Source organism: Phreatobacter aquiterrae, from assembly GCF_053471285.1.
On the sequence record NZ_JBJPHW010000018.1, the window covers coordinates 25927 to 46311 of the forward strand.

The following is a 20385-nucleotide window of genomic DNA, read 5'->3' on the forward strand; positions in this document are numbered from 1 at the left end:
TCTTCAGTGCCCGGCGGGTCTGACTTGCTGCGACAGCTCGGCGGCGAACCCAACTTCGGCGACGCGACGGTCGTCTCTGTTGAACTGACGGCACCCTCGTGTCGCGTCGTCCTGTCAATGGTGGCCCCAGAGGCCTCTAAGCACCTGCATATCGAATTTCGCTTCTCCGACGTCGCCGATCTCCAGCTCTCGCGTTTTGACAACCCGAACGTCCTGGATGCACTCACCCTTCGCGAGGTGGGTGGACCGCTCGTGCCAAGCGGCAGCCCACCAGGCTGGGTTGCTTCAGCTCTCGTCGAGCTCGAACTCATTCCGATCAGCGGGCTTGGCGGGAAAATTGTGGCACGTGCGGTCGAGGTGAGTTCCTTCACCCCTCCGCGCTGACCTCGCCCCGCTCGATCAGCATCTCGCGGATGAGCTTCTTCGGCACCTTGCCGTAGCCCGACTTCGGCAATTCCTCCCAGACGAAGACCTGGCGGGGCATCTTGTAGCGGGAGAGCTTGCCGTCGAGATGCCTCAGGATGTCGCCCTCGGCGACGCTCGCGCCCTGCCGGGCCACCAGCACGGCGACGCCGGCCTCACCCCAGCGCCGGTCGGGAACCCCGAGAACCGCCACCTCGGCGACCGCCGGATGGGTGAGGATCACCTCCTCGATCTCGCGCGGATAGACGTTGGAGCCACCGGATATGTACATGTCGGAGGCACGGCCGGTGATGTAGACGTAGCCGTCCTTGTCCTTGTGGCCGAGATCGCCGGTGCGGAAGAAGCCGTTGCGGAAGGATTTCGCATTGGCCTCCGGATTGTCGAAATAGCCGGCGAAGACGGCGGGGCCCGCGACGCAGATTTCTCCGGTTTCGAAAGGCGCGAGCTCCAGCCCGGGATCGTCGAGGATGCGCACGTCCATGGCGGTGCGCGGGAAGCCGCAGGTACCGATGCGTCCCTGCACCGCGTCGTCCATGTCGTGCTCCCGGGTCGGGAAGACGGTGATGTTGCCGGTCACCTCGCCGAGGCCGAAATATTGCACGATGCACTTGCCGAGGCGGGCGAGGGCCATCTGCTGGTCGGCGCGGTACATGGGCGAGCCGGCGTAGATGACGTGCTTAAGGCTCGAATGGTCATGCCGGTCCGCGGCCTCGTGTCCGGCGAGCATGGTGAGGATGGTCGGCACCGTGAACATGTTGGTCACGTGGTGCTGCTCGATGAGGCGGAAGGCCTCCTCGCAGTCCAGCCGCTCCGAGGACAGGAGGATCGTCCGCGCGCCGCGTGCCACCTGGGTCAGTTGATGGATGCCGGCGCCGTGCGAGAGCGGCGCCACCACGAGCGAGGCGTCGTGCTCGGTTGTACCCGGCACCAGGTCGGCGAGGTGGTTGGTGACGACGAAGCCCATCTGGCCGTGGGTGAGCACGGCGGCCTTGGGCCGGCCTGTCGTGCCCGAGGTGAAAAAGAACCAGCAGGGGTCGTCATAGTCGACGGCGGCGACGGGACAGGTGGCGCCGCGGGACCGCCCCTCGGCGACGAGGCCCTCCCATTCCACGGCGGCGAAATCGGCATCGCCGATGGAAATGGTCAGGGCGAGATCGGCGTCGGCCTCTTTCACGGCCGCGGCGTGGCCCGCGAAGATGCTTTCGCAGATCATCGCCTTCGCTCGCGCGGCCTGGGCGATGTAGGCGACTTCATGCGGCGTGTTGCGGAAGTTCGTCGGCACCCAGATGGCGCCGATGGTCCAGACCGCGAACATCGCCTCGAACATGGCATTGCCGTTGCGCGACTGGCAGACGACGCGGTCGCCCTTGGCGATGCCGCGTGCGGCGAGCGCGATGGCCGCCGCATCGACCCGCTCGGCCATGTCCTTCCAGGTCCAGATGGTGTCGCGCCAGACGAGGCCGGGGCGGTCGGGCAGGCGGCGGGCCGCGCCGTGCAGGAGATCGGCGAGGTTCATCACGCGCCGGCTCATCGGCGCGGGGATCACCGATCCATCGGCAGCAAGGCGGGGGCCGAGGGCAGGGGCATCGGACATGGCAGGCGTTTCCTATCGTTCTTGGGTGGAACGATAGCACCGTGACACCAGCGGTTAAGTCCCCCGGACGGCAGGGCCGGGATGCGTCACGCCGCGTGCCGCTCGGCGGTCGCGCCGAAATGGCCGATATAGCGCGGGCTGATGGCCGAGACCGGGAGAACGATCAGCACGTCCGTCGTGTTGAACTGCCGGTCCACCACCGCGCCGTCTCCCACATAGGCGCCGAGCCGGAGATAGCCCTTGATGAGCGGCGGCAGCGCGTGCAGCGCCTTCTTCATGTCGATGGCGTCCTGCGACAGGCGGCCCATGGCGACGTGGCGGGAGGGCAGGGCGGAGGCCGCCCATTCCGCCGGCGGCCGCGCGTGGTGATGCAGGAACGACAGTTCCAGCGACAGGCGCCGCGGATCGGTTCCCTCCAGGCTGGCGCAGCCGAACATGACGTCGATGCGATGGGTGAGCACATAGCTCCAGATGCCGTGCCAGAGCAGTTCCACCGTCCGCTTGTTGCGATAGGCCGGCAGCACGCAGGAGCGCCCGACCTCGAGGAAGCGCTTGCCCTTGTGGCGCGCGAGCAGACCGGACAGGTCGAACTCGCCCGAGGTGTAGAAGCCGCCATGCCGGTCCGCCACCTCCTGCCGCAGCAGGCGGTAGGTGCCGACGATGGCCGGCCGCGGGGCACCGAAGGGCGGGCGCTCGGTCACGGCGTGGTCGATGACGACGAGATGGTCGCAGATGGCGTCGAATGCGTCGATGTCGCGGCGGGCGAGGCGCGAGGCGCCGTCGGCAATGGCCTGCATCTCCTCGTAGAAGACACGCCAGCGCAGTTTCTGGGCACGACGCACCTCGGCCGCGTTGGCGGCGAGGCGCACCTCGAGGGTTCCGAGCCGGCCGAGGGTCTGCGGCAGGGCTGACCGCGCCTCACGCTGACGGATGCCGCCATAGGCGCGCATCATCGGGATGATCCGGCGGCCCTGGTCGGCCCACAGCGCCGGATTGAAGTGACGGGAGAAGGGATTGACGATGTTGGCGACCGGCTCGGTCATGGAGGACCCCCTCGCGCGATTCTAGCCGAATCGTCGGTCATCGCGTCAGGAGGCGTGGTGCCGCATCCGGTCGACAGTGCGATGACGGGAGCGCGACGGATCGGTGACGCGGCGGCGCTGCAGCCGGCGCACCACCTGGCCGTTAGTCGGCAATCTTCAACTGGGGAGCGCGAGCGGCAGCGGCATCCATGGCCTTGTGGGCCTCGCCGAGCGCGAAGAGATAGGCGTTGGTCGCGTCCATCATGCGGTTCGAGGCTTCCGCCAGTTCGGCCAGCACCTTCGACTTCTGGGCGTCCGAAATGGCGCTGACGCGCACGGCGCTGCCGAAGGCGGCGAAGCCGGCGGTGACCGACCGCAGGATCTCAAGCTCCGAGAGCCCGTTCGGGCGCTGCATGTTCTGGCTGACGGAAACGAGCTTCACGACTGACCCCCTCGGACCTGTCGCAAAGCTCGCATCACATGGTTAACGACCGGTGAAGACCTGACGTCAAACGGAAGGATGCCGTTCAGATTGTCTGGTTGTAGACGCCGACTTCCGGGTTCTCGCGCAGCACCGCGTCCACCGCGTGGAACATGGCGCGCATGCGCTCCTCCGAGGCCGGGCTTTCCACCACCACGACGAGTTCGGGCTTGTTGGACGAGGCGCGCACCAGACCCCAGGTGCCGTCCGCCGTTCCGACGCGGACGCCGTTGACGGTGACGAGCGAGGTGATCGGCGAACCTGCGACCGTCGCGCCCTGCTCCTGCATGTCCTGGAAGCGCTTCACGACGCGGTCGACCACCTCGTACTTGATCTCGTCGGCGCATTTCGGCGACATCGTCGGCGAGCCCCAGGTCTTCGGCACTTCGGCGTAAAGATCGGCCATCGACTTGTCGGGGTTGCGGTCGAGCATGTCGATGACGGCGATGGCGGTGACGAGGCCGTCGTCATAGCCGCGGCCGATCGGGGCGTTGAAAAAGAAGTGGCCGGACTTCTCGAAGCCGGCGAGGGCATTGAGGTCGCGCACCCGACGTTTGATGTAGGAGTGGCCGGTCTTCCAGTAGTCGGTCGTCGCCCCGAGCCGCTTCAGTTCGGGATCGGATTCGAACAGGCCGGTGGACTTCACGTCGACGACGAACTGCGAGGGACCGTGGACCTTGCAGAGGTCGCGGGCCAGCATCACGCCGATCTTGTCGGCGAAGATCTCCTCGCCGTGGTTGTCGACGACGCCGCAGCGGTCGCCGTCCCCGTCGAAGCCCAGCGCCACGTCGGCGCCGTGCTCCTTCACGGCCACCGCCATGGCATGGAGCATCTTCATGTCTTCGGGGTTCGGGTTGTAGCGCGGGAAGGAATGGTCGAGCTCCGCGTCGAGCGGGATGACCTCGACCCCGAGCTTCTCGAGGATCTGCGGCGCGAAGGCGCCCGCCGTGCCGTTGCCGCAGGCGGCGATGACGCGCAGCTTGCGCGTCACCTTCGGGCGGCTGGTGAGGTCGCGGATGTAGCGGGCGGCGAAATCCTCGACGAAGAGGTAGGAGCCGCCACCGATCAGGTCGAAATCGGCGTCGAGGACGATCTCTTTCAAGGCGCCCATCTCGTCGGGGCCGAAAGTGACCGGGCGTTGGGCGCCCATCTTCACGCCGGTCCAGCCATTGTCGTTATGGCTGGCCGTGACCATGGCGACGCAGGGAACGTCGAGTTCGAACTGGGCGAAATAGGCCATCGGCGACATGCAGAGCCCGATATCGCGCACCTTGCAGCCGGCGGCCATCAGCCCGGTGACCAGCGCCATCTTGATGGAGGACGAATAGCCGCGGAAATCGTGGCCGACGACGATCTCGCGCTTCACGCCCATGCGGCCGATCAGCGTGCCGAGGCCCATGCCGACGGCCTGCACGCCCATCAGATTGAGTTCCTCGCCGAAGAACCAGCGCGCATCGTATTCCCTGAAGCCCGTCGGCTTGACCATCGGCAGGGACTCATAGGCGGCGGTGTTGGGTTTCAGGCTGGCGAGCGGCTTCGGAAACATGCGGGAGAACGCCTCTGTCGACATGCGCGGGAGGGTGCGCTTATACCGTTGCGGCCGGGACATGCCCATGCCGCAAGCCATGGCTTGGCACGACAGGGATGAACGCCCGATGAGCGCCAGGGTTCCCCCGGTTGCCTGGTTCACCCTAGCAAGCTGGCCGCTGGCGGCGGGGGGCCGCCGCCCTGTCAGGCCGCCCGCTGCAGGGGCGGTGCGATGACATGGCGCGAGAGGACCCAGGGCGCCTCCTCCACCGTCATGATGCGGATTTCCGCGGCGCGGACGAAGACCTGCCGCACGTGATCCTCGATCGGGACGAGCGAGCCGGTGGACGAGCGCAGCGTCAGCCGGTCGGTGACGATCTCCAGCACGTCCCCCTGCAGGCGGGCGTAGAGGACGGGCTCTTCGGACATGACGGGCCTCGCGAGTCGCATGGGATGTCGACGCAACTCACCTCCATGGCTCCGCCGCCGCGCGCCATGTCGAGCCGTCGTCCTGTCAGGCACTGCAATATCGGCACACCGGGCAGCCCGCGTACGATGCCGGTCAGCGGGCGTCGTGGCGCCGCTCGTCGTAGATGACGCGGACGAGGTCGGCGGCATTCCGGGCGCCGAGCTTTTCCATGATGCGCGCCCGATGCACCTCGATGGTGCGCGGGCTGATGCCGAGGCTGCGGCCGGCCTCCTTGTTGGAGGCGCCGCGCACGAGTTCCTGCAGAACGTCGCGCTCGCGCGGCGTGAGCAGGCTCGCGCCGCCGGGGCCCAGGGCCGACACGGGGTCGGAGCGCTCGGCGCTGCGGCGGGCATAGGTGGCAAGGGCCTGGCCGACCTGGCGGACCACCTTGTCGGCGTCGACGGGCTTCTCCACGAGATCGGCGGCGCCGGCCTGGATGACGGCGACGGCCATGGGAATGTCGGCCCGACCGGACATCATGACGACGGGCCCTTCGAACCGTCGCATCGCAATCTGGCGAAGCAGTTCGAGGCCGTTTGAACCGGGAAGGCAGAAGTCGAGCAGCATCGCATCGGGGTGGCGTTGCTGGAGGGCAATCAGCAGGGCTGTGCCGTCGGTGAAGGAGGTCACGCGGTAGCCCGCCTGCTCGAAGACGAGGCCCAGGCTGTCGCGGACCGCCGCGTCGTCGTCGACGATGAAGAGGTCGCCGGACCTCACCGCTTCCGTCCGCATAACCGCTATCCCCCGCGGCTGCCTCGACACCGCCGGGCCACCTGGACCCAACGTCAGGGGGAAGTGTCCGTCGTGAACGGAGGATACCCTATGCGACAGATTGCCACACCTGCGGGCATCAACCCTGCCGGGCGACGACGCGCTCGCGATAGAGGAGATAGAGGCCGGATGCGATGACGATCGCCGCCCCTGCGAGCGTGTTGGCGGCCGGGACCTGGGCGAAGACCAGCCAGCCGAGGGCGGTCATCCAGACGATCTGGGTGTAGATGAACGGCGCCAGGATCCCCGCCGAGGCATAGCCGTGGGCGACGATCAACAGCCAGTGGCCGAAGGCTCCGAAGGCGCCGATGGCGATCATGCCGACGACGACGCCGAGGCTGGTCGGCGTCGTCCACACCATGGGCACGAGGACCGTGGCGACCACCGCGCCGAAGGCGACCGAATAGATCGAGGTCGTCGCCGCCGAGTCATGACCGGCGAGCATGCGGGTCAGCAGGTTGTAGACTGCATAGACGCAGGCTCCGGCAAAGGTGAGCAACATGGCCCAGTGCATGGAGCCGGCCCAGGGCTGGGTGACGACCAGCACGCCGAGGAACCCGAGGATGACAGCGGCCCAGCGCCGCCGGCCGATCCACTCGCCGAGGAAGGGACCGGAGAGGATGGCGACGATGAACGGCGTCGCGAACATGATCGACACGGTCTGGTCGAGCTGGAGGTACTGGAGCGCGATGAAGTTGAAGGCGGTCGAGCCGAACAGAAGCGCCGAGCGGATTGACTGGATCCAGGGCCTGCGCGTGACGAAGACGCCGGGGTTGCGCAGCGGGTTGAAGATGATGAGCACCATCACCAGGGCAGAACAGTAGCGCGTCCAGACCACCTGCATCGGATCCATCGACGTGCCCAGCCATTTGGCGAGAGCATCAAGGCAGGCGAAACAGGCGAGCGCCCCGCACATCAGGCCGATGCCCTTCAGGCGCGCCCGCGCGGCAGCGGCCTCCCTGGAGGCCCCGGTCGCTACACCTGATTGGCCTGCGGCCTCTTCCATGGTCACCCGCTCGCGGATCCGTATCGGATGCAGACCTAGCTGATTTGGGGGCGAGCGTCCCGTTGCCGCCGCATGGGAGCCGTGCGGGACTTGCCGCGCGCCCCGTCGGGTGACACTCTCCGCACATCGGGGCAGACGGCGGTCGCCCCGCCAGGCGGGTCTATTCTCCGCCCAAGCACCGCCTCCGGACCGCTCTGCGGTGGAGGTTTGCTTGTCCGATCGATCCTTCTTCATCTCTCCCGACCATCTCGCCGCCCGGCTCGGCACGCCGTCCTGGCCGCAGGTCATCGATGTTCGCGCGGCATCGGTCAGGGCCGTGCAGCCGGAGCTGCCGGCGACGCGCTGGACCGACGATCCGTCTGGCGCGGCCGTGGCGCGGCTGATCGATGCCTCGCGTCCGGTCGTGGTCGCCTGCAAAGCCGGTCACAACCGCAGCCAGCGGACGGCTGCCGAACTGCGGGCCATGGGGGTCGCCGCCCGTGTGCTCGAAGGTGGAACGCTCGCCTTCGCCGCTGCCGGCCATCCGATGCTGCCGCGCGCCAGCGCCGACCGCTGGGGCGGACCAGGCCGCGTCTGGGTGACGCGGCGGCGGCCGAAGATCGATCGCGTCGCCTGTCCCTGGCTGATACGCCGCTTCGTCGACCCCTCGGCCTCGTTCCTCTTCGTCGATCCTGATCAGGTCCTGGCCGTCGCGACGGATGTCGGCGGCATCGCTTTCGACACGCCCGGCGCGCCTATTGAGCATGATGGGCCACGCTGCTCCTTTGACACGCTGCTGGAGGCACTCGACCTCGGCCGCTTCGCGCCACTCGCGGCGCTGGCGACGATCGTCAGGGCCGCCGATACGGACAATCTGGCGGCGAGCCCTCAGGCGGCCGGCTATCTCGCGGTGTCTCTCGGCCTGTCCGCTCTGGCCTATGACGATGACGCGCAGATGCTTCGTCATGGATTTGTCATCCTCGATGGGCTTTTCGCATGGATCACCCGGGCCCGTTCGGAAGCCCACAGCTGGACGCATCGCGCATGACCGTCATCGATCATTCCCGGACCGATCACGCGGCCGTTTCCTTCTCGGAGGCCCTAGCCGTGTGGATAAAGGTCGGCTTCCTCTCGTTCGGCGGCGCAGCCGGCCAGATCGCCATGCTGCACACGATCATCGTCGAGGAGAAGAAGTGGCTGGACGAGAAGCGCTTCCTGCATGCGCTGAACTACTGCACCCTGCTGCCGGGCCCGGAGGCGCAGCAACTCGCCACCTATATCGGCTGGATGCTGCACGGCGTGCGCGGTGGGCTGACAGCAGGCCTCCTCTTCGTGCTGCCGGGCGCACTGATCGTCCTCGCCCTGTCCATGCTCTACGTCACGGCGCGAGGGGTACTCGTGGTCGACGGCATCTTCTTCGGAATCAAGGCCGCGGTCCTGGTCATCGTCGTCCAGGCGGTGATCAAAATGTCGAAGCGTGTCGGCGATTCCCCCGTGCTGAAGGCAGTGATCGCCGGGTCGTTCCTGGCCATCCTTCTGTTCAAGGTTCCCTACCCGCTGATCGTCGTCGCGGCGGCGGCCTGCGGCGCGCTGCTGCTGCCCGCCGCACCCGATGCCGAACCGGTGCCCGTGCGGGCGCCGGGTCGCTTCGCCGCCCTGCTCGCCAATACGGCGATTTGGGGCGGTCTATGGTGGGCGCCGGTTCTGCTCGCTGCGTTGCTGCTCGGGCCGTCCCATATCCTCACCCAGATCGGACTGTTCTTCTCGCAACTGGCCGTCGTCACCTTCGGCGGCGCCTACGCGCTGCTGGTCTGGCTGGCGCAGGCCGCCGTTGAACAGAAAGGCTGGGTGACGGCAGCGGAAATGGCGGACGGCCTCGGTCTTGCGGAGACCAAACCGGGGCCGACGATCCTCGTCACCCAGTTTGTCGGCTTCCTCGCGGCCTGGCGCATGCCCGAGCCCTTCACGCCGATGGTCGCGGCCGTCCTCGGCGCGGCGATGACCACGTGGGTCACCTTTGCGCCGTCGTTCCTCTTCATCTTCGCCGGGGCGCCCTTCGTCGAGGACCTGCGGCACAATCGCCTTCTCGCTGGAGCGCTGAAGGGCATCACCGCCGCGGTCGTCGGCGTGATCCTCTACCTCGCCATCTGGTTCGCCCTGCACGTCTTCTTCGGCAGGGTCGGCAGCCTGTCCCTTGGTCCGCTGAGCCTGCCGACCTTCGATCCGTGGGCTCTCGACTGGAAGGCGGCGGTGCTTGCGGCCGTGGCCTTCGTTCTGGCCTTCCGGGTCAAGCTTGGATTGCTGCCGCTGATCGGCACGATGGCGGCTCTTGGCGTCGCGGTGAAGCTCACCCTGGGCTGATTCTTGACGCTCCACGGAAAAGGCCGGCGCAAAGGCCGGCCTTCCGTTCATAGGTCGTTTCGCGATCAGGCGCGTCCTCGTCTTACGAGCCGCCGGAGAAGGTGCGCGGCGCCGGGCTGACGACGCGGCCACCCGCCTGGATGATGGCGAGGCCTCGCTGCGGCGTGCCGTCGGCGCGGAACCGGAACAGGCCGTCGACACCGTTGAAGCCCGAGGAGTTGGTGAGGATGGTCTCGGAGAAGCGCTGCGATCCCTGCGTGCGAACCAGCGCCGCGATCAGCGACACCGAGTCGTAGGTCAGCGAGGCGATACGCGCCGGGTCCTGGTTGAAGCGGGCGCGGTAGCGGCCGGCAAAGCTCTGGAAGCCGGCCTCGTCGGGCGCTGCATAGAGCGCTGTCGGGGCGGCCTGGGCCGCGCCGCGGTTGCCGACCCAGGGGCCGACGCCGAGGACCTGAACGCGGCGGGTGTCGATGCCGGCGGCCGACAGGGCGCGGATCGCGGCGCCGTCATAGGGGTCGGGCACGAAGATGGCGTCGATCTGGCCGGCAATGCCGGACAGGCGCGCGGCTGCGGCGGTCACGCCGGTCGGCTCGAGCGGAAACTTCTCGATGGCCACGACGCGGCCGCCGGAGCGGCTGACCGCTTCCTGGAAGGCGCCCTGCACGACCTGTCCGAAGGCGGAGTCGGGCACGAAGGCGGCATAGGAGCGCTTGCCGGTCTGGGCGGCGTGCTGGACGATGCGGTCCACTGTGTTCTGCGGTGTGAAGCTCATCAGATAGACGCCGCGCGTCGCCACGCTGGTATCGGTCGAAAAGGCGATCATCGGCTTTCCGGCCGGGCGGGCGACGGAGGCCGCACCGCGCACGGACTCGGCCAAGAGCGGCCCGAGGATGAGCTCGGCGCCCTCCTGGATCGCGGCCTGGGAAGCGGCGGCGGCGCCCTGAGCCGTGCCGCCATCGTCCTTGACGAGAATGGTGATGTCGGGGCCCTGGAATTCGGCCACCGCCATCTCGGCGGCGTTGCGCAGAACGGTCGCTGTGTTGCCGGCGGCGCCACCCGCCGACAGGGGCAGCAGCAGCGCAATCTTCACCGAACCGGTGCCGATGGTGGAACCGGAGGGCGCCGGTGTCGCGCCGGGAATGGGACCGAGGGCTGGGCCGGGACCCGAGACATTGGCGCCCGAGCAGGCCGCAAGAGCTAGGGCCGCGGCGCCGATGAGGAGCCCGCGCAGCGTCGTCCCGCCGGCGGCAGTGCCGCCCCGTTTCGCCGTTCCCGCCATGTCCGAATGCCTCCACATGCCCTGAACGCCCCGCCCGTGCACCGGAATAGCCCCCTGCCGGGGGCAAGGTCAAACCGGAAGGGCGGCTTTTGCGTGGCCCCAGGGCAACAGCACCCGTCCGCGTCGCGCGGCGGGCCGCGCCCGGCGGGCATGGACGCGCCGGTCCGGCAGCGCCTAATGTGCCTGAGAGAGAGCCGAGCATGACAGATAGCCCCGCGCCGCCGCAACCCGACCGGCACTATGTCCTTGGCGGAAAGCGCTTTCTGGCGCGTCCGCTGGATCCCGGCCTGCATGTGGTCGCGACCCCCATCGGCAATCTGCGCGACATGACCATCCGCGCCGTCGAGACCATGGCAGCCGCCTCGGTCGTCGCCTGCGAGGACACACGGGTGACACGCCGGCTTGTCGATCACTTCGTCCTCTCGACGAAGCTCTTACCCTACCACGAGCACAACGCAGCGGAGATGCGGCCGAAGCTCCTGGCGCGACTCGCGGCGGGCGAATCGGTCGCCCTCGTCTCCGATGCCGGAACGCCGCTCGTCTCCGATCCCGGCTTCAAGCTGGTGGAGGCGGCGCGCGAGGCCGGCCACCCCGTCATCCCGGTACCTGGGCCCTCCGCCGTCATGGCGGCGTTGGTCGCCGCAGGCCTGCCGACGGATGCCTTCTTCTTCGCAGGCTTCCTGCCGCCGAAAACGGTCGGCCGCCGCGGCCGGGCGAGGGACCTCGTCGCCGTGCCGGGCTCGCTGGTCTTCTTCGAGACCGGGCCGCGTCTTGCGGCCTCCCTCGGCGACCTCGCTGCGGAGCTCGGTGACCGTGAGGCGGCCGTCTGCCGGGAACTCACCAAGGCACATGAAGAGGTGCGGCGCGGCAGCCTCGGTGATCTCGCCGCGCACTATGCGGCAGCAAGCGAGCCGAAGGGCGAGATCGTACTGGTCGTCGCTCCTCCGGGCGATAAGCCGCCGCCCGAGGCTGACGACGTGGACGCCATGCTCAGGACGGCGCTGGCGAGGGGCTCGGTGAAGGATGCCGCCACTGCTGTCGCCACGGCCACCGGCCTGCCCCGCCGCGACGTCTATCAGCGCGCGCTCGTCCTTGCGAAGGTTGCGGGGTGAGGCGCGAGGCCGATCCGGGGCGGAGCGCCGCCTGGGGTCGCGGGCGGATCGCGGAGACGGCCGCCATGCTTCTGCTTCTCGCCAAGGGCTATCGCATTCTCGCCCGCCGCTGGCGCGCACCCGGTGCGGAGATCGACATCGTGGCGCGGCGCGGCGGAACGGTTGTCTTCGTCGAGGTGAAGGCCCGCAGCTCGATGGACCTTGCCGAGATCGCCCTGACAGCCGCCCAGCGCTGCCGCATCATCCGCGCCGCCGAGGTCTTCCTCGCCCGGCATCCCCGTCATGCGGGAGGTGATATGCGCTACGACATGATCCTGGTATCGAACGGCGGCTGGCCGCGCCATATACAGGGCGCGTTCGACGCGGATGTCTGAAAGGAATGCCCCATGCGCCTCAAGGTCGCGGTCCAGACCGACCCGATGGAATCCATCAAGATCAAGGGTGATTCCGGCTTCGCGCTGATGCTGGAAGCCCAGGCCCGCGGCCACGAGGTCTCCTACTACCACCCCGACAGCCTGGCCATGCACGACGGCGAACCCTCTGCGCTCGCCTATCCGCTCGCCGTGCGCGACGTGGAAGGCGACCACTTCACGCTGGGCGAGGGTGCTCGCGTGCGCCTCGACGGCTTCGACGTCATCCTGATGCGGCAGGATCCGCCCTTCGACCTGCACTACATCACGGCGACGCATTTCCTCGAGCGGGTTCACCCGAAGACGCTGGTGGTCAACGACCCGACCAGCGTGCGCAATGCGCCGGAGAAGATCTTCGTCACCCTGTTCCCGCAGCTCATGCCGAAGACGCTGGTGACACGCGACTTCGACGCCATCCGCGCCTTCCGCAAGGAGATGGGCGACATCGTCATGAAGCCGCTCTATGGCCACGGCGGCGCCGGCGTCTTCCGCATCCGCGAGGGCGACGAGAATTTCGGCTCCTTCCTCGACACCTTCGCGGCGCTGACACGCGAGCCCTGGGTGATCCAGCAGTACCTGCCGGCGGTGCGCGACGGCGACAAGCGCATCATCCTCGTCGACGGCGTCTTCGCCGGGGCGGTGAACCGCGTGCCGGCGGCGGACGACCTGCGCTCCAACATGGTGCGCGGCGGGGCGGCGGAGACGACGCAGATCAGCGCGCGCGAGCGGGAGATCTGCGAGACCATTGGCCCGGAGTTGAAGGCCCGCGGCATCATCCTCGCGGGGATCGACGTGATCGGCGGCAACCTCACCGAGATCAACGTCACCGCACCGACGGGCATCCGCGCCATCCGCCGCCTGGGCGGTCCGGACATTGCCGCCGTCGTGTGGGACGCGATCGAGGCGAAGCGCCGCTAAGCCGTCAGGGCGCCGGAGCGGTCCCTATCCGGATGTTCCCTTATTGTTCCCTCTTCCGCCGCATGCACAATGCACGCGGGGGTGGACCATGGTGCAGCGCGTTGCAACCGTCGCATTCGAGGGCATCGAGGCCAAGCCCGTCGACGTGCAGGTTCATGTCCTCTCCGGGCAGATCGTCTTCAACATCGTCGGGCTGCCCGACAAGGCGGTGAGCGAGGCGCGCGAGCGGGTGCGCTCGGCGCTGGTGGCCTCGGGTCTCGCCCTTCCCGGCAAGCGCATCACCGTCAACCTCGCCCCGGCCGACCTGCCGAAGGAGGGTTCGCATTTCGACCTGCCGATCGCCCTCGGCCTGATGGCGGCGATCGGCGCCATCCCGGCGGATGCGCTCGGGGGCTTCGAGGTGCTCGGGGAACTGGCGCTCGACGGGCGGATCACGCCGGTGGCGGGTGTGCTGCCGGCAGCGATGGCCGCCAATGCGCTCGGCCTCGGCGTCATCTGTCCCGCGGCCTGCGGTCCGGAGGCGGCCTGGGCCGGCGAGGACGTGGAGGTGCTGGCGCCGGACAATCTCGTCCAGCTCGCCAATCATTTCAGGGGCACGCAGGTGCTCACCCGCCCGAAGCCCGGCATCCGCACGGTGGACGCCGCGCTGTCGGACCTGAAGGACATCAAGGGGCAGGAGAGCGCCAAGCGGGCGCTGGAGATTGCCGCAGCGGGAGGCCATGCCCTGCTGATGAACGGTCCGCCGGGCTCGAGCAAGTCGATGCTGGCGAGCCGGATGCCGTCGATCCTGCCGCCGCTGATGCCCTCGGAACTCCTGGAAGTGTCGATGATCCATTCCGTGGCGGGCGAACTGGAGGGCGGCCAACTGACGACGCGCCGGCCCTTCCGCAATCCGCACCATTCCGCCTCCATGGCGGCGCTGATCGGCGGCGGGCTCAGGGTCAAGCCGGGCGAGGTGTCGCTCGCCCATCACGGCGTCCTGTTCCTCGACGAGTTGCCGGAGTTCCAGCCTCAGGTGCTCGATGGCCTGCGGCAACCGATCGAGACGGGCGAGGCGGTGATTGCCCGGGCCAACCAGCGGGTGAGCTTTCCGGCACGGTTCCAGCTCGTCGCCGCCATGAATCCGTGCCGCTGCGGACGCGCCACCGAACCCGGCTACGCCTGCCGGCGCATGCCGAACGAGCGCTGCATGGCCGATTACCAGGCGAAGATCTCCGGGCCGCTCATCGACCGTATGGACATGGTGATCGAGGTGCCGGCGGTCTCGGCCGCCGACCTCATCCTGCCGGCGCCCGCGGAGGGCAGCGCCGAGATCGCCCTGCGGGTCGCCGCGGCGCGAGCGCTGCAGGGCGAGCGCTATCGCGCGCTCGGCGTGCCCGTGCTGCTCAATGCGCATGCCCCGCCGGCCGTGCTCGATGCGGTGGCGACGCCGGATGCCTCAGGCGCCGCCCTGCTGCGGGACGCGGCGGAGGCGATGCGGCTCACCGCCCGCGGCTACCACCGGGTGCTGAAGCTCGCCCGCACCATCGCCGACCTGGATGGCACGGCGACGATCGGCCGGCTGCATCTGGCCGAGGCGATCAGCTACCGCGGCGCGACCGACCGGGTGCGCGCTGCGGCGTGACGCTCACGCCCTCGGTAACCCGGCGTCAACCCTGTCTCTTTACGCTCGCTTGGTCGTTCGGTCGCGCGTGGAGAGTTGCCGTGGATGCTTTCGCCCTCGTTGCGGGTGGTCTCGCGGCTCTCGGCGTAGCCGGTCTCGCCGTGCTCCTGCATCTCGTCCACGGCCGTCGCGCCCTGCTGCGCAAGACGGCCGCACTCGAAGACACGATCGAGGTGCTGACCGACCGGGTGTTCGAACTCGCCGAGAGCGAGGAACGCCATCGCGGCCTGATCGACGCGCAGGGCGACCTGATCGTGCGCCGCGACCGCGCCGGAACCATCACCTTCGCCAATCGCGCCTATGGCGATCTGGTCGGCCGCCCGGCGGCCGACCTCGCCGGCCTCGCCACGGCGCACGAGGTTCTCACCCGGTCCGAGGAGCGGCAGGAGCCCGACGGCTCGCGCAGCGTCGACGAGTGCATCGCGGCGCCCGCCGGCCTGCGCTGGATCGCCTGGCGCCACCATCCCATTCGCGACGCCGAAGGCCGCTGCGAGGAGATGCAGTCCGTCGGCCGCGACATCACCGACCGCAAGGCCGCCGAAGCGGCCCTGGCCCTGTCGAGCGCGCGCGCCGAGAGCGCCAACGAGGCCAAGTCGCGCTTTCTCGCCACCGTCAGCCACGAGATCCGCACGCCCCTCAACGGCATCCTCGGAATGGCCGATCTTCTTCTCGACACGCGGCTGACGCCGGAACAGAAGGCCTATGCCGACGCGGTGAAGACCTCCGGGGATGCCCTGCTGACACTGATCGACGAGATCCTCGACTTCTCCAAGATCGAGGCGGGCCGGCTCGATCTCGATCCCGCGCCCTTCGATCTCCTGCCGCTCGTCGAGGGGGTCGCCGAGCTACTCGGTCCGCGCGCGCACGCGAAGGGCCTCGACATCATGGCGGCGATCGCCCCCGACGTGCCGCTCCGCCTCGTCGGCGATGCCACCCGCCTGAGGCAGGTCCTGCTCAACCTCGCCGGCAATGCCGTGAAGTTCACCGAGGCCGGCGGCGTGTCTGTCACCGCGGAACGGGACGGCGGCCACCTCATCCTCGCCATCCGGGATACCGGTCCGGGCATTGCGCCGGCCGATGTCGACCGCATCTTCGGCGAGTTCGAGCAGGGCGAGACCACCTTTGCGCGACGTCACGCGGGGACCGGTCTCGGACTTGCCATCTCGCGCCGCATCGTCGCCCGCATGGGAGGCACGCTCTCTGTCGTCACCGATCCGAAGCAGGGCTCGACATTCACTGCGCGCCTGCCGATGACGGTCGCCACCGAGCCGGCCGCCGATCCCGAGAGGCTTGACGGCCTTGCCGTTCTGATCGTTTCGCCCTCGGTCATCGAACGGGAGGGGCTCGCCCGACGCCTTGCCGCCCGCGGCGCCGTGCCGACACCCTGTTGCGTTCTGTCGGAGGTGCCGGCCGGGGCCCGCTACGACACGGCGATCCTCGATCTTCGTCTGGGCGAGGAAACGCTCGCCGAGGCTCTGGGAGTGCTGGGCGGTCGTGTCCGCCGCACGGTTCTGCTCGTCAGGCCCTCGGAGCGCTCGGCGGTCTCGACCTGGCGTGAAAAGGGCATCGGCGGATGGCTCGTCTCGCCGGTCCGCGAGGCCTCGTTGCTCCTGCAGATGCGCCCGAAGGCCGCGCCGGACGCCGGGGATCCGGTCGTCGAAAGCCTCCGGGCGGCCCAGCCGGCGCCAGCAGGAACTGCGATCACGGTGCTCATCGCGGAAGACAACGACATCAACGCCCTGTTGTGCCGCAGGCTGGTCGAGAAGCTTGGTCACCGGGCGGTCTGGGTGAAGGATGGCCGCGCCGCGGTCGCCGCCGCCCTCGATCCGGCATCGGGGATCGACCTCGTCCTGATGGACATGCAGATGCCCGATTGCGACGGACTGTCCGCCGCCAAGATGATCCGCGCCGGCGAGGGCGAGGGCCGGCGCCTGCCGATCATCGCGCTGACCGCCAACGCCTTTGCTGAGGATCGCGCGGCCGCCATCGCCGCCGGGATGGACTCGTTTCTGACCAAGCCGCTCGACAGGGATCGTCTGGCCGAGGCGATCGATCAGTATGTGACGATCACCAGGCAAGCCCCCGATCGCGCAGCGAAGCGGAAAGCGAAGCCGCGTCGGTGAAGTGAACCGCGGCCATGCCGTAGTCGCGGGCGGCCTGCACGTTGCGCTCGCTGTCGTCGATGAAGACGCAGGCCGCAGGGTCGAGCCCGTGCCTTTCGCAGAGGATGGCGTAGATGCGCGGGTCCGGCTTGTTGATGCCGACATCGCCCGACAGCACCAGTCCCGCGAAGGCGCCGAGGAACGGATAGGCCGGCACGGTGCGGTCGAAGAGCTCGCGCGAGAAGTTGGAGATGCCATAGACCGGACCGCGCGCCGCGAGCCCCTCGAAAATGGCCCGCGTGCCCGGTACTTCGCCCGGCACTGACCGGAGCCAGTCGTCGTAGAAGGCGGCGAAGACGGCAGCGTGATGCGGGAAGCGGGCGGCATGCTCCTCCACCGCTTCGGTGACGGGCCGGCCAGCATCCTGCCGGGTGTGCCAGTCCATGAAGCCGACCTCTGCCATGAAGGCGTCGATGGCCACGTCATCCTCGAAATGGCGTTGCAGCGATGCCCTTGGCTGCCATTGCAGGAGCACCTGGCCGATATCGAAGACGGGAACGGGCGCGAAGCGGGACATCTGCAACCTCTGTACGGTGGAGCCGGGAGCATCTATCTCAGCCGTAACGATCTGATAAGGCGCCGGAGCGACAATCCGTCCTGGAAAATCCAGGTCTGCATCCAATGGCCGGCAACAAGGCAAAGTCACGGCGCGGCGGCACATCGCCGCCTGTGACACCTGCAAGGGAGGCGAACCTGCTCAGGCGGGCGATGGCCATCGCCCATATGGGCTATTGGCAATCGGATTCCGTCGACAGTCGGACGTTCTGGATCTCTCCCGAACTCACCGAGATGTACGGCCTTGTCGCAGAGGACGGGCTCATCGCCATTGCGGAGATCCGTTCGCGCTACCTCGGTTCGGCGCCGGAGGACCTCTTCCGGCACTACTGCCGGTGCTGGGAGGATGGCCAGCCCTATGCGGTGCGCGGACAGTACCGCCACCCCGACGGCCGCATCATCGACTATTCGGTCCATGGCGAGGCGGAACGGGATGCCGCCGGCCGGATCGTCAGGGTCTCCGGCATCGTGCGCGACGTCACCGACGAGGTCGCGGCCATCCGCTCCTCGGCGGCGGCCGAAAGACAACTGGCCGACTTCCTGGAGACGGCGTCCGACTGGTGCTGGGAGACCGATACCGACCACCGCTTTTCCCAGCTCGAGCGCGGCTCCGAATGGGCCAGGTCGATGCTGGGCGTGCCGGGCTTCGGTCTGACCAGATGGGATCTGCCGCTGATTCCCGAAGACGTCAGCCGGATGCGCGAGCACAAGGCGGATCTCGACGCTCACCGGCCCTTTCGCGCCTTCGACTATTCCATCGTGACAGGCGATGGCACGATCAAGACGCTTCGCAGCAGCGGCAAGCCGGTCTTCGACTCATCCGGCGCCTTCATCGGTTATCGCGGCACGGCCTCCGACATCACCGCGCTCAGGCAGGCGGAGCAGTTGTTGCTGCAGCGGACGGCCGCCCTCGCCGAGGCCCACCGGCTGGGTCGTATGGGGTCCTGGTTCTACCGGCTGGGCGACGATCAGGTGGTCTGGAGCGAGGAGCTGTTCGCGCTGGCGGGCTACGACCCGGCGACCTTCGATATGTCGCACGCGAACGTCCTGGCCCATTTCGAACCGGATGATTCCGTCCGCCTGGTCGAGATGCAGCGCCAGGTGCTGAAATCGGGCGGTACGGCGACGGCGGACCTCAGGTTCCGCTGTGCCGACGGCCGGGTCAGCGATTTCATCGTCAACTGCAAGGCGGAACTTCGCGACGGCAAGGTCATCGGACTGGTCGGCACGGTTCAGGACATCACCGAGCGCAAGCAGGTGCAGCGCCAGCTCGAGCACCTCGCGTTCACCGATCCGCTGACCGGCCTCGCCAACCGCGCCCTGTTCAAGCGCTCGCTGACGGACATGATCGGTCGCGCCCTGCTCGAAGACAGGTTCGGGGCGCTTCTGCTGATCGATCTCGATCACTTCAAGGAGGTCAACGACTCGCTCGGCCACGCCGCGGGCGATGAACTCCTGTGCCGGGTCGCGGCGGTGCTGCGCCGCGAACTCGGCCCCTCGGCCTTCATCGCGAGGCTCGGCGGCGACGAATTCGCCGTGCTGGTCGAGCGGTCGTCGGCCGGCGAGAACCTGACCGGGGTTGCGGAGGGCCTGATCGAAGCCATCACGGGGTCGATCGACCTGGCCAACGGGGAGGCCTTCGTCAGCGCCACCGTGGGGATCGCCAACCTGCCGGAGGACGGAACCTCGACGGAACAGGCCATGCGCAATGCGGACCTCGCGCTCTACATGGCGAAAGCCGCCGGCCGCAGCCGCAGCATCGTCTTCGAGCCCATCTTTGCCCAGGCGGTCGAGCAGCGCCACGATCTCGCCCGGCATCTGCGCCACGCGGTTCAGGAGAACGCGCTCCATGCGCACTACCAGCCGCAGGTCGATCTGCGCAGCGGCAAGGTCGTCGGCTTCGAATCGCTGCTGCGATGGAACCACCCGGAGCGTGGCCCGGTGCCGCCGAGCGAGTTCATCCCCGTTGCCGAGAGCTGCGGGCTGATCGTCGAACTCGGGCTGTGGATCCTGCGCGAATCCTGCCGGCAGGGGCGCGCCTGGCTCGACGCCGGTTTCCCGGCCCGGACGATCTCCGTGAACGTGTCGCCGGCGCAGTTCTGGAACATGGATTTCGAGACAGCGGTCTCCGCCGTGCTTGCGGAATCCGGGTTTCCGCCCACCCTGCTATGCCTCGAACTGACGGAAAGCCTCTTTGTCGACCAGAGCGAGCATCGCATCAGCCGCACGCTGACGGCGCTTTCGGCGCTGGGCGTGCGCCTCGCGCTCGACGATTTCGGGTCCGGCTATGCCTCGCTGGGCTATCTAACGCGGCTGCCCTTCGACCGGCTGAAGGTCGACCGCTCCTTCGTGGACGGGATCGCGACGCGGCCCGACAAGCGCAAGCTGCTCGGCGGCATCATCGCCCTGTCGCGCGGTCTCGGCATGACCGTGATCGCCGAGGGCGCCGAGCGGCCGGCCGAGGTCGACGTCCTCGCCGATCTCGGATGCGATATCGTCCAGGGCTATGTGTTCTCGCGCCCGGTGGTTCCGGATGTGGCTCCGGTCGTCGCCGCCTCAATCGAGCGGGAGACCCTGCGGGGCCAGACCGTCAGGTCGCTTCTTGAGGAGAGGGCCGTCTTCGCGGCGGCCCCCGTCGGCGTCTGACCGGGGG

The 20385-nt window shown here is 68.5% G+C and carries 18 protein-coding genes; 9 read left to right on the forward strand and 9 right to left on the reverse strand.

Features of this window, described 5'->3' with window-relative positions:
- The first annotated feature begins 24 nt into the window (after positions 1 to 24).
- Entirely contained in the window at positions 25 to 384 is a 360-nt protein-coding gene (locus ACJ4V0_RS20350; protein ID WP_448301439.1) for a hypothetical protein, read from the forward strand.
- On the opposite strand, the gene ACJ4V0_RS20355 is transcribed toward ACJ4V0_RS20350, so the two are convergent.
- The 7 genes from ACJ4V0_RS20355 to ACJ4V0_RS20385 all read right to left on the reverse strand — a co-directional run bounded on the left by ACJ4V0_RS20355 (position 368) and on the right by ACJ4V0_RS20385 (position 7293).
- Positions 368 to 2017 carry an acyl-CoA synthetase gene (locus ACJ4V0_RS20355; protein WP_448301440.1) on the reverse strand — a complete coding sequence of 550 codons (1650 nt, stop codon included), beginning with the start codon at positions 2015 to 2017 and terminating at the stop codon, positions 368 to 370. The two genes, ACJ4V0_RS20350 and ACJ4V0_RS20355, sit on opposite strands and share 17 nt — an antisense overlap.
- Before the next feature lie 86 nt (positions 2018 to 2103).
- Positions 2104 to 3060, reverse strand: a complete 957-nt coding sequence (gene olsB, locus ACJ4V0_RS20360) for a l-ornithine N(alpha)-acyltransferase (RefSeq protein WP_448301441.1) — start codon at positions 3058 to 3060, stop codon at positions 2104 to 2106.
- 142 nt (positions 3061 to 3202) lie between these two features.
- Positions 3203 to 3481 (reverse strand): hypothetical protein, encoded by a 279-nt coding sequence (locus ACJ4V0_RS20365; RefSeq protein WP_448301442.1) that lies wholly within the window; start codon positions 3479 to 3481, stop codon positions 3203 to 3205.
- An 85-nt stretch (positions 3482 to 3566) separates the two neighbouring features.
- Positions 3567 to 5066, reverse strand: a complete 1500-nt coding sequence (locus ACJ4V0_RS20370; RefSeq protein WP_448301443.1) for a phosphomannomutase/phosphoglucomutase — start codon at positions 5064 to 5066, stop codon at positions 3567 to 3569.
- Between the two features lie 185 nt (positions 5067 to 5251).
- Complete coding sequence (locus ACJ4V0_RS20375) at positions 5252 to 5476, reverse strand: hypothetical protein (RefSeq protein WP_448301444.1); 225 nt, start codon at positions 5474 to 5476, stop codon at positions 5252 to 5254.
- A 133-nt stretch (positions 5477 to 5609) separates the two neighbouring features.
- Complete coding sequence (locus ACJ4V0_RS20380) at positions 5610 to 6248, reverse strand: response regulator transcription factor (protein WP_448301445.1); 639 nt, start codon at positions 6246 to 6248, stop codon at positions 5610 to 5612.
- Between the two features lie 118 nt (positions 6249 to 6366).
- Positions 6367 to 7293 carry a DMT family transporter gene (locus ACJ4V0_RS20385; protein ID WP_448301446.1) on the reverse strand — a complete coding sequence of 309 codons (927 nt, stop codon included), beginning with the start codon at positions 7291 to 7293 and terminating at the stop codon, positions 6367 to 6369.
- Between the two features lie 211 nt (positions 7294 to 7504).
- Here ACJ4V0_RS20385 and ACJ4V0_RS20390 point away from each other — a divergent pair, with 211 nt between their 5' ends.
- Both ACJ4V0_RS20390 and chrA read left to right on the forward strand, forming a co-directional pair.
- Positions 7505 to 8320 carry a chromate resistance protein ChrB domain-containing protein gene (locus tag ACJ4V0_RS20390; protein ID WP_448301447.1) on the forward strand — a complete coding sequence of 272 codons (816 nt, stop codon included), beginning with the start codon at positions 7505 to 7507 and terminating at the stop codon, positions 8318 to 8320.
- Entirely contained in the window at positions 8317 to 9633 is a 1317-nt protein-coding gene (gene chrA / locus ACJ4V0_RS20395; RefSeq protein WP_448301448.1) for a chromate efflux transporter, read from the forward strand. The genes ACJ4V0_RS20390 and chrA overlap by 4 nt, the downstream gene beginning before the upstream one ends.
- 82 nt (positions 9634 to 9715) lie before the next feature.
- Here chrA and ACJ4V0_RS20400 read toward each other — a convergent pair whose 3' ends face one another.
- Positions 9716 to 10912 (reverse strand): penicillin-binding protein activator, encoded by a 1197-nt coding sequence (locus tag ACJ4V0_RS20400; RefSeq protein WP_448301449.1) that lies wholly within the window; start codon positions 10910 to 10912, stop codon positions 9716 to 9718.
- Between the two features lie 200 nt (positions 10913 to 11112).
- Here ACJ4V0_RS20400 and rsmI point away from each other — a divergent pair, with 200 nt between their 5' ends.
- The 5 genes from rsmI to ACJ4V0_RS20425 all read left to right on the forward strand — a co-directional run bounded on the left by rsmI (position 11113) and on the right by ACJ4V0_RS20425 (position 17138).
- The gene (rsmI, locus tag ACJ4V0_RS20405) at positions 11113 to 12024 is read left to right on the forward strand and encodes a 16S rRNA (cytidine(1402)-2'-O)-methyltransferase (protein WP_448301450.1); all 912 of its coding nucleotides are present in this window, start codon (positions 11113 to 11115) and stop codon (positions 12022 to 12024) included.
- Positions 12021 to 12398 carry a YraN family protein gene (locus ACJ4V0_RS20410; protein WP_448301451.1) on the forward strand — a complete coding sequence of 126 codons (378 nt, stop codon included), beginning with the start codon at positions 12021 to 12023 and terminating at the stop codon, positions 12396 to 12398. Before rsmI ends, ACJ4V0_RS20410 begins: the two co-directional genes overlap by 4 nt.
- A 12-nt stretch (positions 12399 to 12410) precedes the next feature.
- Positions 12411 to 13352: a glutathione synthase gene (gene gshB / locus ACJ4V0_RS20415; RefSeq protein ID WP_448301452.1), complete on the forward strand. Its 942-nt coding sequence runs from the start codon at positions 12411 to 12413 to the stop codon at positions 13350 to 13352.
- Between the two features lie 88 nt (positions 13353 to 13440).
- A complete protein-coding gene (locus ACJ4V0_RS20420; protein WP_448301453.1) occupies positions 13441 to 14976 on the forward strand; it encodes a YifB family Mg chelatase-like AAA ATPase in 1536 nt (511 codons plus the stop codon).
- 80 nt (positions 14977 to 15056) lie between these two features.
- Positions 15057 to 17138, forward strand: a complete 2082-nt coding sequence (locus ACJ4V0_RS20425) for an ATP-binding protein (protein ID WP_448301454.1) — start codon at positions 15057 to 15059, stop codon at positions 17136 to 17138.
- Here ACJ4V0_RS20425 and ACJ4V0_RS20430 read toward each other — a convergent pair.
- The gene (locus ACJ4V0_RS20430) at positions 17083 to 17694 is read right to left on the reverse strand and encodes an HAD family hydrolase (RefSeq protein WP_448301455.1); all 612 of its coding nucleotides are present in this window, start codon (positions 17692 to 17694) and stop codon (positions 17083 to 17085) included. The genes ACJ4V0_RS20425 and ACJ4V0_RS20430 overlap by 56 nt on opposite strands.
- A gap of 191 nt (positions 17695 to 17885) precedes the next feature.
- Here ACJ4V0_RS20430 and ACJ4V0_RS20435 point away from each other — a divergent pair, with 191 nt between their 5' ends.
- Positions 17886 to 20378 carry a sensor domain-containing protein gene (locus ACJ4V0_RS20435; protein WP_448301456.1) on the forward strand — a complete coding sequence of 831 codons (2493 nt, stop codon included), beginning with the start codon at positions 17886 to 17888 and terminating at the stop codon, positions 20376 to 20378.
- Positions 20379 to 20385 lie beyond the last annotated feature (7 nt).

Excerpts from the sequence above, each read along its gene's own strand:
- ACJ4V0_RS20355 (WP_448301440.1), bottom strand. The coding sequence starts at position 2,017 with ATGTCCGATGCCCCTGCCCTCGGCCCCCGCCTTGCTGCCGATGGATCG.
- ACJ4V0_RS20435 (WP_448301456.1), top strand. The coding sequence starts at position 17,886 with ATGGCCATCGCCCATATGGGCTATTGGCAATCGGATTCCGTCGACAGT.
- ACJ4V0_RS20380 (WP_448301445.1), bottom strand. The coding sequence starts at position 6,248 with ATGCGGACGGAAGCGGTGAGGTCCGGCGACCTCTTCATCGTCGACGAC.
- ACJ4V0_RS20430 (WP_448301455.1), bottom strand. The coding sequence starts at position 17,694 with ATGTCCCGCTTCGCGCCCGTTCCCGTCTTCGATATCGGCCAGGTGCTC.
- chrA (WP_448301448.1), top strand. The coding sequence starts at position 8,317 with ATGACCGTCATCGATCATTCCCGGACCGATCACGCGGCCGTTTCCTTC.
- gshB (WP_448301452.1), top strand. The coding sequence starts at position 12,411 with ATGCGCCTCAAGGTCGCGGTCCAGACCGACCCGATGGAATCCATCAAG.
- ACJ4V0_RS20420 (WP_448301453.1), top strand. The coding sequence starts at position 13,441 with ATGGTGCAGCGCGTTGCAACCGTCGCATTCGAGGGCATCGAGGCCAAG.
- rsmI (WP_448301450.1), top strand. The coding sequence starts at position 11,113 with ATGACAGATAGCCCCGCGCCGCCGCAACCCGACCGGCACTATGTCCTT.
- ACJ4V0_RS20370 (WP_448301443.1), bottom strand. The coding sequence starts at position 5,066 with ATGTTTCCGAAGCCGCTCGCCAGCCTGAAACCCAACACCGCCGCCTAT.
- ACJ4V0_RS20375 (WP_448301444.1), bottom strand. The coding sequence starts at position 5,476 with ATGTCCGAAGAGCCCGTCCTCTACGCCCGCCTGCAGGGGGACGTGCTG.
- ACJ4V0_RS20385 (WP_448301446.1), bottom strand. The coding sequence starts at position 7,293 with ATGGAAGAGGCCGCAGGCCAATCAGGTGTAGCGACCGGGGCCTCCAGG.
- olsB (WP_448301441.1), bottom strand. The coding sequence starts at position 3,060 with ATGACCGAGCCGGTCGCCAACATCGTCAATCCCTTCTCCCGTCACTTC.
- ACJ4V0_RS20400 (WP_448301449.1), bottom strand. The coding sequence starts at position 10,912 with ATGGCGGGAACGGCGAAACGGGGCGGCACTGCCGCCGGCGGGACGACG.